General features: G+C 39.4%; 15 protein-coding genes. 7 read left to right on the top strand and 8 right to left on the bottom strand.

Annotated features, from left to right (window positions below):
• Nucleotides 1–37 precede the first annotated feature (37 nt).
• Nucleotides 38–1,711: a nucleoside kinase gene (locus ACE01N_RS09770; RefSeq protein ID WP_380587797.1), complete on the top strand. Its 1,674-nt coding sequence runs from the start codon at nt 38–40 to the stop codon at nt 1,709–1,711.
• 44 nt (nt 1,712–1,755) lie between these two features.
• Here the strand turns inward: ACE01N_RS09770 and ACE01N_RS09765 are convergent, their stop codons facing one another.
• Both ACE01N_RS09765 and gpmI read right to left on the bottom strand, forming a co-directional pair.
• Nucleotides 1,756–2,349: a DUF3109 family protein gene (locus ACE01N_RS09765; protein WP_380587794.1), complete on the bottom strand. Its 594-nt coding sequence runs from the start codon at nt 2,347–2,349 to the stop codon at nt 1,756–1,758.
• A 60-nt stretch (nt 2,350–2,409) separates the two neighbouring features.
• Nucleotides 2,410–3,933, bottom strand: coding sequence for a 2,3-bisphosphoglycerate-independent phosphoglycerate mutase (gpmI, locus tag ACE01N_RS09760; protein ID WP_380587791.1), 1,524 nt, complete (start codon nt 3,931–3,933; stop codon nt 2,410–2,412).
• 261 nt (nt 3,934–4,194) lie between these two features.
• Between gpmI and ACE01N_RS09755 the strand changes: the two genes are divergently transcribed.
• Nucleotides 4,195–4,515: a nucleotidyltransferase domain-containing protein gene (locus ACE01N_RS09755; protein ID WP_380587788.1), complete on the top strand. Its 321-nt coding sequence runs from the start codon at nt 4,195–4,197 to the stop codon at nt 4,513–4,515.
• Nucleotides 4,516–4,533: 18 nt separating this feature from the next.
• Nucleotides 4,534–4,914: a HEPN domain-containing protein gene (locus ACE01N_RS09750; RefSeq protein WP_380588162.1), complete on the top strand. Its 381-nt coding sequence runs from the start codon at nt 4,534–4,536 to the stop codon at nt 4,912–4,914.
• Nucleotides 4,915–4,968: 54 nt separating this feature from the next.
• On the opposite strand, the gene ACE01N_RS09745 is transcribed toward ACE01N_RS09750, so the two are convergent.
• Nucleotides 4,969–7,698: a lamin tail domain-containing protein gene (locus ACE01N_RS09745; RefSeq protein WP_380587785.1), complete on the bottom strand. Its 2,730-nt coding sequence runs from the start codon at nt 7,696–7,698 to the stop codon at nt 4,969–4,971.
• A gap of 115 nt (nt 7,699–7,813) precedes the next feature.
• On the opposite strand from ACE01N_RS09745, the gene ACE01N_RS09740 reads away from it, so the two are divergent.
• From ACE01N_RS09740 to ACE01N_RS09730, 3 genes are all read left to right on the top strand, one after another.
• The gene (locus tag ACE01N_RS09740; protein ID WP_380587782.1) at nt 7,814–8,821 is read left to right on the top strand and encodes an aspartate-semialdehyde dehydrogenase; all 1,008 of its coding nucleotides are present in this window, start codon (nt 7,814–7,816) and stop codon (nt 8,819–8,821) included.
• A gap of 123 nt (nt 8,822–8,944) precedes the next feature.
• Nucleotides 8,945–10,075 carry a tRNA guanosine(34) transglycosylase Tgt gene (tgt, locus tag ACE01N_RS09735; protein ID WP_380587779.1) on the top strand — a complete coding sequence of 377 codons (1,131 nt, stop codon included), beginning with the start codon at nt 8,945–8,947 and terminating at the stop codon, nt 10,073–10,075.
• Between the two features lie 9 nt (nt 10,076–10,084).
• Nucleotides 10,085–11,164 carry an LptF/LptG family permease gene (locus tag ACE01N_RS09730; protein WP_380587776.1) on the top strand — a complete coding sequence of 360 codons (1,080 nt, stop codon included), beginning with the start codon at nt 10,085–10,087 and terminating at the stop codon, nt 11,162–11,164.
• Between the two features lie 9 nt (nt 11,165–11,173).
• On the opposite strand, the gene ACE01N_RS09725 is transcribed toward ACE01N_RS09730, so the two are convergent.
• A complete protein-coding gene (locus tag ACE01N_RS09725; protein WP_380587773.1) occupies nt 11,174–12,199 on the bottom strand; it encodes a potassium channel family protein in 1,026 nt (341 codons plus the stop codon).
• On the bottom strand, nt 12,196–13,476 hold the full coding sequence (locus tag ACE01N_RS09720) for a DUF2851 family protein (RefSeq protein ID WP_380587770.1): 1,281 nt from the start codon (nt 13,474–13,476) through the stop codon (nt 12,196–12,198). Before ACE01N_RS09720 ends, ACE01N_RS09725 begins: the two co-directional genes overlap by 4 nt.
• An 84-nt stretch (nt 13,477–13,560) precedes the next feature.
• On the opposite strand from ACE01N_RS09720, the gene ACE01N_RS09715 reads away from it, so the two are divergent.
• Nucleotides 13,561–14,145, top strand: a complete 585-nt coding sequence (locus ACE01N_RS09715) for an HNH endonuclease (protein ID WP_375729612.1) — start codon at nt 13,561–13,563, stop codon at nt 14,143–14,145.
• On the opposite strand, the gene mtnP is transcribed toward ACE01N_RS09715, so the two are convergent.
• The 3 genes from mtnP to ACE01N_RS09700 are packed head-to-tail and all read right to left on the bottom strand — an operon-like array spanning nt 14,142 to nt 16,433.
• Complete coding sequence (mtnP, locus tag ACE01N_RS09710; RefSeq protein WP_380587766.1) at nt 14,142–14,882, bottom strand: S-methyl-5'-thioadenosine phosphorylase; 741 nt, start codon at nt 14,880–14,882, stop codon at nt 14,142–14,144. The two genes, ACE01N_RS09715 and mtnP, sit on opposite strands and share 4 nt — an antisense overlap.
• On the bottom strand, nt 14,879–15,688 hold the full coding sequence (locus ACE01N_RS09705; protein ID WP_380587763.1) for a metal ABC transporter permease: 810 nt from the start codon (nt 15,686–15,688) through the stop codon (nt 14,879–14,881). Before ACE01N_RS09705 ends, mtnP begins: the two co-directional genes overlap by 4 nt.
• Complete coding sequence (locus ACE01N_RS09700) at nt 15,681–16,433, bottom strand: metal ABC transporter ATP-binding protein (RefSeq protein ID WP_380587760.1); 753 nt, start codon at nt 16,431–16,433, stop codon at nt 15,681–15,683. Before ACE01N_RS09700 ends, ACE01N_RS09705 begins: the two co-directional genes overlap by 8 nt.

The following is a 16,433-nucleotide window of genomic DNA, read 5'->3' as shown; positions in this document are numbered from 1 at the left end:
TTGGATGTTTGATTTGAATCCTTTTGAAAAATACGATATGATGAAGAATAGCCTCGTTGCCGTAAAATGCCTTAATAATAGCACCCGTAAAAACTACCCGATGGGTACAACACTAATTGATATTTTTCGGGATCAGGATGTAAAGCTGGATAATGAACCACTTTGTGCATTGGTAAATAATGAAGCCAAGGAGTTGAACTTCAGGGTTTTTAAGCCTAAAACAGTGGAGTTTGTGGATTTTACACATCTGGCAGGGCACAGGGCTTTTGTGAGATCAGTGGCATTCGTACTGCATAAAGCAGTCAAGGAGTTATATCCCAAATCCGGTTTACGCATAGAACACGCCGTTTCCAATGGCTATTTCTGTAAGATAAACGGTGAAATTCAGGAACTGACAGAAGAGATTATCGCGAAGATTAAAAACAGAATGCAGGAGATCGTGGATGCCGACATTCCCTTTGTGCGCCATGAGGAAGAGACGGAAAAAGTGTTGCAATTATTCAAAGAGCAGGATTTGTGCGATAAGGTTAAGTTACTTAAAACCCTCGGTTGGGTCTATTCGCCGTATTATACGCTTGAGGATACCGTTGATTATTACTATGGAACATTGGTCCCATCCACTGGTTATATTCATAATTTCAGCCTGGTAAAGTATCACGATGGGGCTTTGATTCGGATTCCTATGCGGACCAATCCTGATAAGCTGGAGCCTGTAGTGGACATGCCCAAACTAACCGATATTTTTGGGGAATATGCCAAATGGAATGGCGTGATGAAACTGCAGAATGTAGGTGACCTGAACGAGGCGGCTGATAATGGAAAAGTAAGAGATCTGATAAAGGTTGCGGAGGCATTTCATGAGAAAAAAGTGGCACACATTGCCGATCTTATTGCAGAACGTAAGGATGAGGTGAAGATTATTCTGGTGTCCGGGCCTTCTTCTTCCGGCAAAACAACCTTCAGTAAACGGTTGTCTTTACAGCTTATGGTGGCCGGTATTAATCCGGTTGGGCTGTCGCTTGATAATTATTTTGTGGACCGTGAAAAAACGCCGCTGGATGAAAACGGACAACTGGATTTTGAATCGCTGTATGCTTTAAATCTTGATCTGTTCAACCAGCAGATGCGGGACCTTCTGGATGGCAAAGAAGTGGAATTGCCACAGTTTTCGTTTACGGAAGGGAAATCGTATTTCAGAGGTGATAAAATGAAAATGGAAGCGGATGATGTGCTGATAATTGAAGGTATTCATGGCTTAAATCCTGAGCTAACCCGTTCTATACCTGATAAATTCAAGTTTAAAATTTATGTTTCAGCACTGACCACTATCTCACTTGATAATCATAACTGGATTCCGACTTCTGATAACCGGTTGATCCGGAGAATTATCAGGGATAACAGATACCGGGGATACAGCGCCACCGAAACCATTTCGCGATGGGAAAGCGTGCGAAGTGGTGAGGATAAATGGATTTATCCTTACCAGGAGAATGCCAATATTATGTTTAACTCGGCTCTTTTATTTGAACTGGCTGTGTTAAAACGCTATGCTGAACCAATATTGCGCGAAGTGCGCCAGGACAGTCCTCATTATGCCGAAGCGATTCGCTTACTGGACTTTCTGCGTTACTTCAAATCCATCCGTGATTCTGAAATTCCACCAACATCGTTAATCCGTGAATTTTTAGGCGGAAGCAGCTTTAGGTATTAGATTAATATTCAGTGATCGGATGAACTTTAGTCATCCGATCACTTTTACTTTTGTTTTGCCAGTTCCACTGCTGCAATATTTAGTTCGTTATACCAGTCTTCACCGAATTTCCGGATCAGGGCATCCTTTACAAATTTATAAATGGGGACACCCAGTTTCTCACCCAGATCCAGTGCCGGTTTACAGATTTCCCATTTGTCGTAGTTTACGGCCTGGAAAGTTGGATATTTTTTTACACGCACCGGATATAAATGGCAGGATACAGGCTTTTTAAAATCTGATTTGCCTTCATTGTAAGCTTTTTCAATGGCGCATTTACAGGTGCCGTTTTCGTCAAAATATGTAAATACGCATTCCTTACCTTTAATAATGGACGTGACCAGATCACCATCCCCATCCACGTAGGATACACCCTGTTTTTTAATCAGTTTCTGGGCTTCAGGCGACAAATCATCCCATATGTCAGGAAGCAGATCTTCAATAATTTGTTTCTCCTCCTGCGTTAGAGGGGCTCCACTGTCTCCTTCTACACAGCAACTGCCGTGACAGGCTGGCAGGTCGCAGATAAATCGCTTTTCAAACAGATCCAGACTGATGAGTGTATCTCCTATTTGCAGCATATTTACGTCTTCCTTCATAAAATAAAAAAGAGGTGCCTTACTGGAGGCAACCTCTTATATGTTTTAATCATTATCAGTTTAGTCTATCAGACATTTTCCGGTCATTGCAGCAGGTTGCTCGATGCCCATAATTTTGCACAACGATGGTGCAACATCTGCCAGAATACCATTTTTAACCTTTGCATCTTTGTTCTGTGTAACATATACAAAAGGAACCGGATTTAAAGAGTGCGCTGTATTTGGCGAACCATCTTCATTCACAGCATTGTCTGCATTGCCATGGTCAGCAATGATGATTGCTTCGTAGTCGTTATTAACCGCTGCATTGATCACATCGTTGGTGCACTCGTCCACTGCTTTTACTGCTTTTTCGATGGCTTCGTAAACACCGGTATGACCTACCATATCACCGTTTGCAAAGTTCAGACAGATGAAATCGTACTTTTTGCTGTTCAGAGCATCTACCACATTGTCTCTTACTTCGTAAGCACTCATTTCAGGCTGCAGATCATACGTGGCAACTTTTGGAGAATTGACCAGGATACGGTCTTCGTTTTCAAATGTTGCTTCGCGACCACCCGAGAAGAAGAAGGTAACGTGTGCATATTTTTCAGTCTCGGCAATACGTAGCTGTGCTTTGCCGGCTTTAGATACAATTTCACCCAGTGTTTCGGTTACATTATCTTTATTAAAAAATACTTTAAGACCTTTGAATGTAGCATCGTAAGGGGTCATCGTGCAGAAATATAACGGCAGCGTTTTCATACCATGTTCAGGCATATCCTGCTGAGTCAGCGTAATGGTGAGCTCTTTCGGCCTGTCATTTCTGAAGTTGAAAAATACTACCATGTCTCCTTCTTCAATTTTACCAACCGGATTATTGTTGGCATCAACGGCGACAATCGGTTTGATAAATTCATCAGTCACGCCATCTGCATAACTTTTGGCTATGGCCTCCTGAATGTTTGTGGTAGGTGTTCCTTTGCCATTTACAACAAGGTCATAGGCTTCTTTAACACGTTCCCATCTTTTATCACGGTCCATAGCATAATAGCGGCCAATTACAGAAGCAATTTTACCGGTTGTAGCAGCTAAATGATCCTCCAGTTGTTTCAGGAATCCCTTGCCACTTTTCGGGTCCGTATCACGACCATCCATATAACAATGAACGAATGTATCTTCAATACCGTAATCTTTAGCAATTTCTGTCAGCTTGAACAAATGGTCCATCGAGCTGTGAACACCACCATCGGAAACCAATCCCATAAAATGAACCTTTTTGTTGTTTTCCTTGGCATAGGTAAATGCCTTTACAACTTCTTCGTTCTGTTTAATGGTGTTTTCGCGGCAGGCTTTGTTAATCTTTACAAGATCCTGATAAACTACACGGCCTGCACCAATATTCAGGTGCCCAACCTCAGAGTTCCCCATCTGTCCGTCCGGCAGACCAACATTCTCGCCTGAAGCCAGAAGTTGTGATGTTGGATAAGTACTAATCAGTTTGTCCCAGTTTGGAGTAGGCGTATTGTAAATCACATCACTTTTAGAGTGATTCCCTAATCCCCAGCCATCCAGTATGACCAAAATTGCTTTCTTACTCATTTTATTTTGTTTTTATTATTCTCGTCTCAAATCGGGCACAAAAATAGTGTTTTCATGCCAAAAATCTGCACTATCCTAATAACATTCAGTGTCATATAATGTTTGGATTACAAAAAATTTATAACATAATTTTATTCTTGTCCTTTATCACGGGTGTTTTCTGATAAATTTTGCGAGATTTGCATCGTAAGTAATTAAATAATAGGTTTATAAAATTCTAAAAATTTAAGTATTTTTGAATTAAACAAATAAGATCGTCTAATGATCAATAACAGAACTGAATCATTATCAATTATTAAGGAAACTACCTGTAGATTAATCCCCGGCAGCAAAGTGCTTTTATTTGGTTCCAGGGCAAGGAAAGAAAATAGTAATGATAGTGATTATGATTTTTTGGTAATAACCGAAGAAACAATTGGTGTTCAAAAAAAACGATCGCTTAAAGCATTGATAAGAAAAGAGTTGGCAAAATTTAAAATACCAGCTGATGTTTTGATTCAAAGTGAGGAAGAAATAGAATTTAAGAAGGATATCACAGGGCATATTCTTAAACAGGTTCTTAGAGAGGGGGTTGTACTATGAGTAAGGCTAAAGGATTTTATTAATCAGTGGTTAACAAAAGCCGAGGAGGACTTGTTTGTTGTTGAAAAACTTACAGAAAATGAAATTATTGCAACTTCCTCTGTTTGTTTTCATTGTCAGCAAGCAGTGGAAAAGTTTCTTAAGGCTTTTTTAATTGCTAAAGGAATTGATACCAAGAAAACGCATAATATTGAATATTTACTATCAGAGTGTTCTGATTTTGATGGTGATTTTGTAGATATTGATCCAAAAGAATTAAGTGATTTTGGGGTTGATGCCCGATATCCTGGTGATATGTATATCCCGGACAAGGATGAGACATTAGCGTACAAAAAATTTGCGTTTGAAATCAAGGAACTTGTAGGACACAAACTTGATAAAATTATTAAATCAAAATAATTAGCCCATATTTTGATATCAAAAATTTTGATTAACAGGTATTTAATTGATTTTTTATCTGCTCAAGGTGACAACTTTTTTTAACCGTTCTGATTTTGTAGCTGAATTCAAAGTAAAGAGCACAATATAAATTCCTCCTTCACAAAGAGATCCGTTTTCATCTGTTCCGTTCCACGTAAAAACATTTGCATTGATCCCGGGAGTATTGTTACAGATTGTTTTAACCTGTCTTCCATTACGATCAAATACATCTATGCTGACAGTATATTCTGTTTCGTGCTGAACCATAAATTGTAATACATCCCGGTCTCCATCACCGTTTGGGGTAAAGTATTCATCTGAGGCAGAAAAGAGTTTATCATTTAAGATTTCTATTTCCCTGTATTGCATATTGATCGCTCCGGGACTGGAATATGACGGAGCAATGCCTGCCGAAGTCCAGTTATCAGGATTGAATGAAGGTTGTTCTGGAGATATACGTTCAAGTGAAATTCCTTTTGTGTCTTTTAATGAGGCCAGATGCCAAGTCTCCGAATAGGCAACTTCGTCGAGAATGAATCCGGTTGCAGTTGTTAATATCACAGATCCTTCATCGTTTGGTAAACTGAACATATGAGTTACTTCGTAATTTATTTTAGGAAATTCATGGCCAAAATCCGTTAAGGCAAAGTCCGATATCACAACATAACTTTCGGGTGGAATAAGAAAGGGTTCTGAGCAAATTGGAATTAATGGTTCCAGCAGACCTTCTTCGTTTCGTTTAGTGACCCGGATGTCGCTGCTGTTTAAAAATTTTCCTGAAGTGTTATAAAGTTCGATGTATTCCGGCTCATTCTCTAAAGGATCGATCATTAGCTCGTTGATAATCAGGTCGCCCGTTTCAATATTATCAGGCATTGCAATGTTGAAGACACCGTTTATCATGTTATCATTGAAGTCACAAATTTCATTAAACTCAATGCAGCACAGTTTGTCGGATTTTAGAGTTTCGGATAAGATGATATTCCATTTTATGTTGGCATGTTGAGATAACACTGATTTGATGCCATTCGACATCGTCATATTTTGAATTGTTGAGATATCAACAGGTTCACTAAAAGCGATCTCTATTTCATTTGTCTGAATGGGATAGATATTGTTTACGTAAGGAGGCAGGTAATCTTCGTTTACCATATCAACACTGTTTATTTGTCCCGGGGTTCCACCGTCATTTCTGATACAGGAACACCAGTTTCCATCGGCCTGGAAATTGTTCGGATCAATACGTTCCAGCGACCAGCCGCCCTCTTTTTTAAACGGCTCCTGATGTAGTTCGCTCTTATATTCAAGGTAGTCGATGGTTTGTCCGTTTTCGTTATACAGTTCAATTGTACATTTATCATTTGGAATAGATGGAAACTTGCTGCTGATGATCTGATTGCTGATCCTGAGACTATAATCCGAAAGCGCCAGGAAAGAATGTGACGTAAGGAATCTGTCAGGAACAGGAAACTCAGTATCGTTGATTTTTAAAGTCCAGCTCGAAATATCGATGGAATAAGCGGATCGGTTAAACAGTTCAATGAATTCACTGCTATATCCCAGTGCCGGTGTTGGATCAGCCAAAACTTCGCTGATTACCACATCGAACATCACCGGAATATGATAAGACAGGATGGTATCAAATGCAGGAATTGTATCGCCATTCAGCAGCGGCAGATCAACGAAGGCAAAATTGTATTTCTTATCGGGAATCAGACTATGAAATGGTTTGATTAATAGTGTTTTGGGATCGGAGCCGGAAAAAAGTAATACGCTGTCCAGGCCGAGTGTAAAATTGTCGGTTGTCGCCAGGTTTAAGTCCGGAGGATAATTACACGTTATTGTAACAGTTTGTGAGTCGGTAATTTCTGCAAATTCAATTTTGGGCTCAGTATAATATGTTTGAATTGTACCTGAAAAAATATTCCCATACAAGTCTTCAATATTTTTGACCTGAACTTCGATATATCCGCTCAGTTTTTCAGTTGATTTAATTTCAAGTTTATTGTTTGTAGCCGAGATATGATCTTCCGGCACTTCCTGGTCATTTACCTTGATTTCTGTTCTGTTTAGTGAGATTGGTTCATTGAAGTAAGCATGAATAGTGCGACTATTGAAAATCAGGGCACTGTCAATTTGTGGTGGTACAGAATCAATATAGGCTTCTCCGGATATTGAGATATCACTGAATCCGAATAATTTTGAACGGGTTGACGTGTATACACATTGCAATCCGAAATACGATGAACGTTCTATGGAAAGATCTTTTGCCGAACCTTCTGTCAGAAAGTTCTGTAAGCTCTCATCCTTATAGTAAAGTGTGAATACTCCGATCTTGCTTTTGGTTACTTTTAACTGAAAGACATTTTCTGTCTTATTAAGCCTGTTGTTTGCCCCATCAATCAAAATCGTTTCGATGCCGTTTTTGAGTTTGTAAAGTTTCAGGTCGTCATCGGTTGATCCGCATTCCACAAAATATCCGTTACGAATCAATACCGGATTATTCTGGTCGCAAACAAGATAAATCCGGCAATAATTGGATGATGATGGATTGAATTGCATTTCAACTGTTACTTCCCACGTTGCACTGTTAATTACGTCGGATGTGGTAAAAATGATTTTCTCTGCACTGACTGCTTCTGAATTTAACCGGATCATATTGTCATTAAACGTAAAATCATCTGTATCTCCACTCCATGAAAATTGTGGAAACAGGGGTGTTGCAAATAATATATGCAACCAAATTAAACATTTGATTTTCATAATCTTTTTCATTTGTTCAGGTATCGAAAAAAACACTAATTTTGCAAATCCAAATTAGTAGGTTTTTTTGAGTAATTTTTTACAATTTAAGTCACTTTTAAAAAAGAAACAAATTATGAAAGTAGCAATTGTAGGTGTGAGTGGTGCCGTAGGTCAGGAATTCTTAAAAGTTCTTGACGAAAGAAATTTCCCTCTTGATGAATTGGTGTTGTTTGGTAGTGAACGTAGTGCAGGAAAAGTATATGAATTCAAGGGTAAAAAGTTGACTGTAAAAGAACTCAAACACAATGACGATTTTAAAGGAATTGATATAGCTCTGGTTTCTGCAGGCGGGGGAACGTCGAAAGATTTTGCCGAAACTATTACAAAGCATGGAACCGTGATGATTGACAATTCAAGTGCATTCAGAATGGATAAAGATGTACCATTGGTAGTTCCCGAAGTGAATCCGGAAGATGTAAATGACCGTCCAAGAAACATCATTGCCAATCCAAACTGTACAACTATTCAGATGGTAGTTGCGCTGAAGCCGCTGGAAGATATTTCGCATATTAAAAAAATTCATGTGGCTACCTACCAGGCTGCCAGTGGAGCAGGGGCTATGGGAATGGCTGAACTTGAAAACCAGATTAAGCAGGTTGCCAACGGAGAGGAGGCAACGGTTGAAAAATTTCAGTATCAGCTGGCTATGAATATCATTCCTCAGGTAGATGTATTTACCGATAACGGTTACACCAAAGAGGAAATGAAAATGTATAACGAGACCAAGAAAATTATGCATTCTGATGTGGATGTCAGTTCAACCTGTGTACGTATTCCCGTAATGCGTAACCACTCTGAAGCTGTCTGGATTGAGACTGAAGACGAGATTTCCCTGGAACAGGCTTTTGATGCATTCAATAAAGCTGATGGTATTACGTTAATGGATGATCCTGCCAATAAAAAATATCCGATGCCGCTTTTCTGTGCCAGCGAAGATAACGTATTCGTGGGCAGGGTAAGAAAAGATCTTACAAATCCCAAAGGCTTGACATTCTGGTGCGTTGGTGATCAGATTAAAAAAGGTGCGGCATTAAATGCTGTTCAGATTGCTGAGTACCTGGTTAATAATAACTTATTATAATAAACGTATTTATATAGTATCGAGCTCCGATAACATTCGGAGCTTTTTTTATGTTTTATTTTAACATACATAAAGCATTTCTCACGTTAAAATTTTCGTTATTCTTCTATCTTTGCAACATCTATGGATTTTCAACTCATACAAACTGATTTACAGAGCAGTGCAAGAGCCGGTCTAATAAAAACTGACCACGGTGAAATAGAAACGCCTATTTTTATGCCGGTAGGAACAGTTGGAAGTGTAAAGGCTGTACATATTCCCGAGCTTGAAAATGAAGTGAAGGCACAGATTATTCTTGGGAATACATATCATCTGTATCTGCGTCCGGGGCTTGAGATTATTGAACAGGCTGGAGGATTGCATAAGTTTAATGGTTGGAAGAAACCTATACTGACAGACAGTGGCGGTTACCAGGTGTTTTCGTTGGCAGACAACAGGAAGCTGACAGAGGAAGGTGCTATTTTCAGATCGCACATAGACGGGTCGAAACATTTGTTTACACCTGAAAATGTTGTGGATATTCAGCGTACGATAGGTGCGGATATCATCATGGCATTGGATGAATGTCCTCCGGGAGATGCTGATAAAGCCTATGCCAGGAAATCGTTGGATCTGACTCATAGATGGTTGGATCGGGGCATTGCCCAATTTGACAGTACTGAACCGAAATACGGCTATTCGCAAACATTTTTCCCGATTGTACAGGGAGCCGGTTATCCGGATCTGAGGCGAAAAAGTGCTGAATTTATTGCATCCAAGAATCGTGAAGGAAATGCAATCGGTGGGTTATCCGTTGGGGAGCCGGCTGAGGTTATGTACGAAATGATAAGTGTGGTGAATGAGGTTTTGCCGGAAGATAAGCCGCGCTACCTTATGGGTGTGGGAACGCCGGCGAATATTCTTGAGGGCATTTCCTTAGGAGTGGATATGTTCGACTGTGTGATGCCAACAAGGAATGGCAGGAACGGAATGGTATTTACCAGCGAGGGCATTATGAATATGCGCAACAAAAAGTGGAGTGACGATTTCTCCCCGCTTGATCCAAACGGAACAGCTTTTGTTGACCGTATTTATTCCAGGGCTTATGTGCGCCATTTGTTTGTGAGCAAAGAACTTTTAGGAATGCAGATTGCTTCCATCCATAATCTGGCATTTTATCTTTGGTTGGTAAAGGAAGCAAGAAAACATATTATATTAGGTGACTTCGCATCGTGGAAAACCATGATGATGAAAAAGGTAACAACCAGATTATAAAAGTTTCGGGTGTTAAAGAAGATTGACATATATATCATTAAAAAGTTTCTGGGGACGTATTTCCTGGCAATCCTTCTTATTATTGGGATAGCAGTGGTATTCGATCTTTCGGAAAAGCTGGATAATTTTCTTCAGAATGATGCGCCTGGGAAGGCTATTATTTTTGATTATTACCTGAATTTTATCCCGTATTTTGCCAATCTGTTCAGTCCTTTATTCACCTTTATTTCAGTTATTTATTTTACATCAAAACTGGCGTATGATACTGAAATTATTGCCATCCTTGCAGGCGGCGTGAGCTTTAAACGTTTGGTGAGGCCTTATATGATCAGTGCTGCTTTTATCGCATTGTTAAGTTTTATGCTGAGTAGTTATGTTATTCCCAAGGCTAATTATAAAAGGCTCATCTTTGAAGATACATATTATAAACCCCGAAAGAAGGATGAAACACGGAATATTCATGTTGAGATTGAACCGGGACTCTTTATTTCAATAAATTCGTTTAGTCCAAGGACAAAAATTGCAAAAGGTATTTACCTGGAAAGGTTTGACGGAAAGGATTTGCAGTCAAGGTTACAGGCAAAAAGTGGTAAATTTGATGAGGAAACCGGGAAATGGAAATTAGAAGGTTACGAAATCAGGAATTTTGAACCGTGGAAAGAAGATGTTGTAAAAGGAAAGGAAATAGATACAACGCTGGATCTGACTTTACAGGATTTTTATACCTACGATAGGTACTACGAAACCCTTACTAATAATGAGCTTGAGAAATATATCAAAAAACAGACAGACCGTGGAGTAGGTAACGTGGAAGAGTTCGTTATTGAAAAATATAACCGGGTTGCCAATTCATTTTCGGCTTTTATCTTAACACTGATAGGAGTTTCAATATCTTCCAGAAAAGTAAAAGGTGGAACTGGTTTGCATATGGGGTTAGGACTGATGCTTAGTTTCTCCTATATCCTTTTTTCAACAGTATCAACAACATTTGCAATTAACGGAGAGATGAATATGCTGCTTGCCGTGTGGCTGCCTAACATTATTTATATTTTTATTGCAGCCTTCCTCTATAAATACGCACCTAAATAGGAGGTGTTATTATTGCGCAATTAATATTTCCTTCATTTTCTTAATCTGCAGGGGTGAGCCCAAAACAAATAACTGGTCCGTTTGTGATAGCTCGAAATCAGCCGAAGGATTGAATACAAAGCTTCCTTCTTCGGTCTTGACCCCAACAATATTTACACCGGTTTTATCGCGCAAACCAAGATCTTTAATTTTGGTTCCGGGAACATTTTCTGACATCAATTCACAAGGCACCATTTCAAGACTTACGTCCTTCGCACTTTGCAGCAAAACGTATTCCCAGAATTCAACAACATCAGGTTGAGCTACCAGTTTGGCCATCCTCTGGCCGCCAATACGATCAGGCATTATCACATTATCTGCACCTGCACGGCGCAACTTCATGTCTGATTTAAAATCCGATGCCCTGCTGATAATTTTTATGGTCGGGTTCATTTCCCTGGCAGTCAGTACCACATAAATATTGTCAGCATCATTTGGGAGGGCTGTGATCAATGCTTTTGCTTTCATGATCTGCGCCTCATTCAGTACCTCTTCCGAAGCCGCATCACCCTGAATGAATAACCGTTCCGGATTTTCGCGGATCCGCTCTACTACATTATCACGCTTTTCAATCACAATAAAATCGATGTGGTGATCGGCCAGTTCTTCCACGGCCTGAAAACCGTTACGGCCATAACCGCAAACGATCACATGATCTTTGAGTTTTGTAATCTGCTTTTTCACGTTATAGTCTTTTATTTTTTGTCTGAAATAACCATCAAGCAACAGTCTTGTGAAATGAGTTACCGCGTAACCAATAACAAATATACTGTAGATGATGATGAACATGGTAAACCACTTTCCTGTGTCATGTAATGGGCTTACCTCTCTGTATCCTACAGTTGCGGCTGTTATAACGGTCATGTAAAGGGCATCGGTTATGGAATAACCTTCAATAAACATATAACCTGTAGTCCCAATCACAAACAGACCGAGTACAAGCACAACTGTTATGAATACGTCTTTAAAACCGACAACCGTTTTTACACGCTTCATCCTTCCTTAGTTAAGATTTGATGTCCTATCTGACAAGATAAGCATTTTTTTACTTTGCAGTAATTATTATACAAATATATTAAAGCCTGCGATTGAAATGCATTTTCAGGTTTAATATTCAGCGCTATCCATCTTTTTACAATGCTGTTTTTTTCCGGTTTAATTTTTTCCAGCAAGTTTAAAGCTCTGCTTATAATGGATTCATCATCAGTTGATTTTCCGTATGCGAACAGGAAGGGAACAATTGTGTTCAGAATAATCAGTGTTTTAGAGGCATTTCCCAGATGTTTGGTTCCGGGAGAAGATTTTGATGCAACATTGAATCTGAAATGATATGTCCAGTAATCGTTGGCTTCTGTATCCAAAAGGTCATGAATCTCATTTATAGTTTTGGCGTCAAGAATTTTGGATAGCATGCCGTGTTGTTTTGTCAGTAGATTACAAAATTGAGCTATTCTTACTGTGGGAAAGTTATTGGGACGCAAACGCATAAATCGCCAGATATGTTTTTCAAGTGGGGTAAGTTTATATTTATTAGCAAGGAAAAGATATTCCTTGTGAAGTTCGTTATAATAATCATCTTCAGCGAGTATTTCATCGAGGAAACCTGCTTGGCCGAATAATAATGCTTCAACCTGGAACGGGTTGTCGGCATGTTTCAGAATCTTATTAAAGGGTAATGATTTAGCTAAAAGTTCAAACGGTTCATTGTTGATCCCGAATCCAAAGTTTCGGCTAAGCAGAACATAAAAGGTCTCATTCCAGTTGTTTTGATTTCTTAACAATAAATCACATATCGTATCATACTTTTTTTCTAATTTTCCGTATAATAATGTAGTGAGCCATGAGATTAGATATATTTCATTTATCTTGTACAGGTTTTTTCCGCAGGGAATGGCGGTTACCTGTCTTAGTAAGGAATTATATTCGTTTAGAAGAGAGGATGAAATCTGCATTTCAAGTGTTGGAATACGGGTTCCGAGCTCATTGTACGTTGGTTGGTCATTGTAATGAACCACATGCAGGATAACATTGTTATACTGTCTGTTAGTATTGTGTTTATGCCTGATCCATTCGCTGGATAAAGCATGAATTTCAATGTTCCCCACCCACAGGGTGCCGTCTATTATGACTTTTGCATTAAAAAAGTCAGGCCCGCTATTGTGGTTTAGCTGACCCGGATCAATAACCTCTATTCTCTCATTAGTGTCAGTTAATAATTCCACTTGCGTATAAAGCTTATAGAGCCAGGCAAATTGGAGTAATTCTTCTTTCATGGTTTTATCGATTAGAGTATGAGGTAAATATACAAAAAGTCTAGCTATTTTGTATAAATGCGTTGATAATCAAATTAGTGTATTATGGGAGCAAAGGATATTAAAGGGGAAAAATGGAAACCAGTATGGTTTGAAAATATTCATCCGGACGAAAAGTATGAGGTGTCTAACTTAGGAAGGATTCGTCGTTGGAAACCGAAACATGATGACTGGAAAATTCTGAGTACTTCAAACCAGAGAAAGGATGGTACAGGGTATCATTACTTCAGGTTTAAAGGTGCCGATAATCAGTTGCGTACTAAATCAGTGCACAGACTCGTAGCATTGGCATTTGTGTCGAAACCATCACCTGAGCACGATTTTGTGTGTCATGTCGATTATAATAAGGGTAATAACAGAGCCGATAATCTTAAATGGGTTACCCGCTCTGAACTGGTTAAGCACAATCAGGAAAACCCGAAAGTTATTGCAGGGCATAAACGGACATTGGGTTTGGTCCGTCGTGCAAAACTGAGTGAATCAGATGTGATACGGTTAAAGAAAAAACTGAAAAGAGGTAAGACAAAAGTGCATACACTTGCCAAAGAATTTGGCATTACCGAAGTTCAGGTAAACCGCATTAAAAAAGGGGAAAACTGGAAACACATAACAGTGGATGACAAAGATTAGTGGTCTGCAACTGCAGTTGTAAGTATCTTTATCATATTTTCAGTGTTCTTTTTTAGTATTTCAACTACTGCCTGCCAGGTAACAGGTTCTTCGTCTGTTTTCCAGCAATCGTAATCTGTTGCCATGGCAATGGGAGCATATGGCAGACCGGCTTCATTAGCCAGAATAGCTTCCGGAGCCGTAGACATGTTAATGATATCTGCACCCCACAACCTGAACATATTTGATTCTGCTCTTGTGGAAAACCTGGGACCTTCAATCGTAACAATTGTTCCTTTGGTATGGTATTCTATATCAAAATTCTTACAGGAATCCATCAGTAATTTACGTATCCTGTCGTCAAACGGATCAGCCATTGGTGTGTGATGCATTTCTCCGGGTTTGAATGTATCAAAAAAGGTGGTAGGCCGGTGTCGTGTCATGTCTATAAACTGATCCGGAACCACAAATGAACCACGATGAATTTCTTCGCGAAGACTGCCGCAGGCTGTTGTTGCAATAATCCCTGAACACCCAAGCTCTTTCAATAACCAGATGTTGGCACGGTTGTTAACATGAGTTGGTGAAATAGTATGCTTTTTGCCATGTCTTGAGATAAGGATTACATCTTTGTCGGAAATTTTCCCACTGGTATATAATGCGTCACCATACGGTGTATTAAAACGTTCTTCCCTGGCATTAAATAGTATGTCCGGATTTTCCAGGCCGGATCCGCCAATAATAGCAATAGATTTCATAATAATCGTTTTATTAACCGTGCAACGGCATAAAAAATAATAAGCACTGATATAATTACCGGGCCGGTTATCAGGTCAAAGTAATAAGAAATAACCAATCCGCTTAAGGTGGCAATAATACCAATAATGATTGACCCAATAATTATTTTTTTGAAATTCCGTGTGAACAGGTTGGTTGTTTCCTGTGGTATAGACAACAATGCCAGGATAAGTATAATACCTACAACCCGTATGGTTATAACAACCGTTGCCGCTGTGAGTATGATCAGAATGCTGTTTATGAGATTAACGGGAATATGTTTGACCCGGGCAAAATCCTCGTCGAATGAAGTGATGAGGATAGTGTTAAAGTATAAAATAAAAAACAGTGTAGTAACAATAACCAAACCTGCCATCAGCCATAATTCTGAGGAGGTGATTGTAAGGATGTTACCAAGCAAATAAGACATCAAATCGGGAGAATAGCCCGGCTTAAGCGATACCAGTAAAATTCCGGCAGCCATTCCTGCTGACCATGCAACCGCAATAACAGAATCTTTTCTGAATTTAAACCGGTGCGAAACATGTTCTATTCCCAAACCAGCCAGTATAGCGAATGCAACACCTGAAAAAATAGGATTAAATCCCAGATAATATCCCAGGCCTATTCCGCCAAAGGCAGCATGTGATAATCCCCCACTTACAAAAACCATTTTGCGCGAGACAATGTATGTGCCGATAATTCCACATAAAATACTGGCAAGCAGACTTCCCCATATGGCGTTTGTAAAAAAACGGTATTCAAATAAGCTCAGAATATCATTCATGAATATGGTCTTTTAAAACGCGATGAGGTACTTTCCCGTGTGTGATAAGTTCAACGGGACATTGGTAGCTTTCTAACATTTCTTCGGTAATTTCATTGTTTGGATGGTAGTGCATGGTATAATTGATGCAGGCAATGGTTTTTACATAGCTCGAAATAATTCCCAGATCGTGCGATACCAGGACGATAGCCATGCGTCGGTTCAGCTCATTAAGAATGGAATACAACATATCTTCAGAATGCTGGTCGAGATAGGTGTTTGGCTCATCCAGAATTAGAAGGTCCGGATCTGAAATGATAGCCCGGCCAAGAAGTGCCCTCTGCATTTCACCACCTGAAATCTCTGAAATAGATGCACTTTTTAAATGTGACAGGTGTAGTCTTTCGAGTAGTTCGTCAGTCTTCCTCAATTCTTCCCTGCGGTACCTCATGTTCCATTTTTTTATGATGCCTGATGATACAACTTCTCTTACTCTAATGGGAAACTGATGATCAATCTGGTTTTTTTGTGCCAGGTAACCAACCCTCAGCCTGTCCGATACTTTGTTATTCCGGTAAGCCTGCATAGTTCCTCTTTCAGGTTGTAGCAGCCCTACAATAACCTTAACCAGGGTCGTTTTTCCACCTCCGTTGGGGCCGATAAAACCAATAAAGTCATTTTGACTGATGGTTAGAGAGATATCCTCAATCGCTCTTTTTTTATCGTACCCGGCACTGATATGACTAAGTTCCAGAATTTTTGCCAT

Origin of the sequence: Quyinboa ferrireducens, from assembly GCF_042436675.1 — a bacterium.
Classification (GTDB): domain Bacteria; phylum Bacteroidota; class Bacteroidia; order Bacteroidales; family UBA5342; genus JBHJHP01.
Note: the sequence above shows the minus strand (reverse complement) of the source record. Positions and strands in the feature narration are given on the sequence as shown.

Coding starts and splice junctions, on each gene's coding strand:
- ACE01N_RS09770 (WP_380587797.1), top strand. CDS start 38: ATGATGAAGAATAGCCTCGTTGCCGTAAAATGCCTTAATAATAGCACC.
- ACE01N_RS09765 (WP_380587794.1), bottom strand. CDS start 2,349: ATGAAGGAAGACGTAAATATGCTGCAAATAGGAGATACACTCATCAGT.
- gpmI (WP_380587791.1), bottom strand. CDS start 3,933: ATGAGTAAGAAAGCAATTTTGGTCATACTGGATGGCTGGGGATTAGGG.
- ACE01N_RS09755 (WP_380587788.1), top strand. CDS start 4,195: ATGATCAATAACAGAACTGAATCATTATCAATTATTAAGGAAACTACC.
- ACE01N_RS09745 (WP_380587785.1), bottom strand. CDS start 7,698: ATGAAAATCAAATGTTTAATTTGGTTGCATATATTATTTGCAACACCC.
- ACE01N_RS09740 (WP_380587782.1), top strand. CDS start 7,814: ATGAAAGTAGCAATTGTAGGTGTGAGTGGTGCCGTAGGTCAGGAATTC.
- tgt (WP_380587779.1), top strand. CDS start 8,945: ATGGATTTTCAACTCATACAAACTGATTTACAGAGCAGTGCAAGAGCC.
- ACE01N_RS09725 (WP_380587773.1), bottom strand. CDS start 12,199: ATGAAGCGTGTAAAAACGGTTGTCGGTTTTAAAGACGTATTCATAACA.
- ACE01N_RS09720 (WP_380587770.1), bottom strand. CDS start 13,476: ATGAAAGAAGAATTACTCCAATTTGCCTGGCTCTATAAGCTTTATACG.
- ACE01N_RS09715 (WP_375729612.1), top strand. CDS start 13,561: ATGGGAGCAAAGGATATTAAAGGGGAAAAATGGAAACCAGTATGGTTT.
- mtnP (WP_380587766.1), bottom strand. CDS start 14,882: ATGAAATCTATTGCTATTATTGGCGGATCCGGCCTGGAAAATCCGGAC.
- ACE01N_RS09705 (WP_380587763.1), bottom strand. CDS start 15,688: ATGAATGATATTCTGAGCTTATTTGAATACCGTTTTTTTACAAACGCC.
- ACE01N_RS09700 (WP_380587760.1), bottom strand. CDS start 16,433: ATGGCAAAAATTCTGGAACTTAGTCATATCAGTGCCGGGTACGATAAA.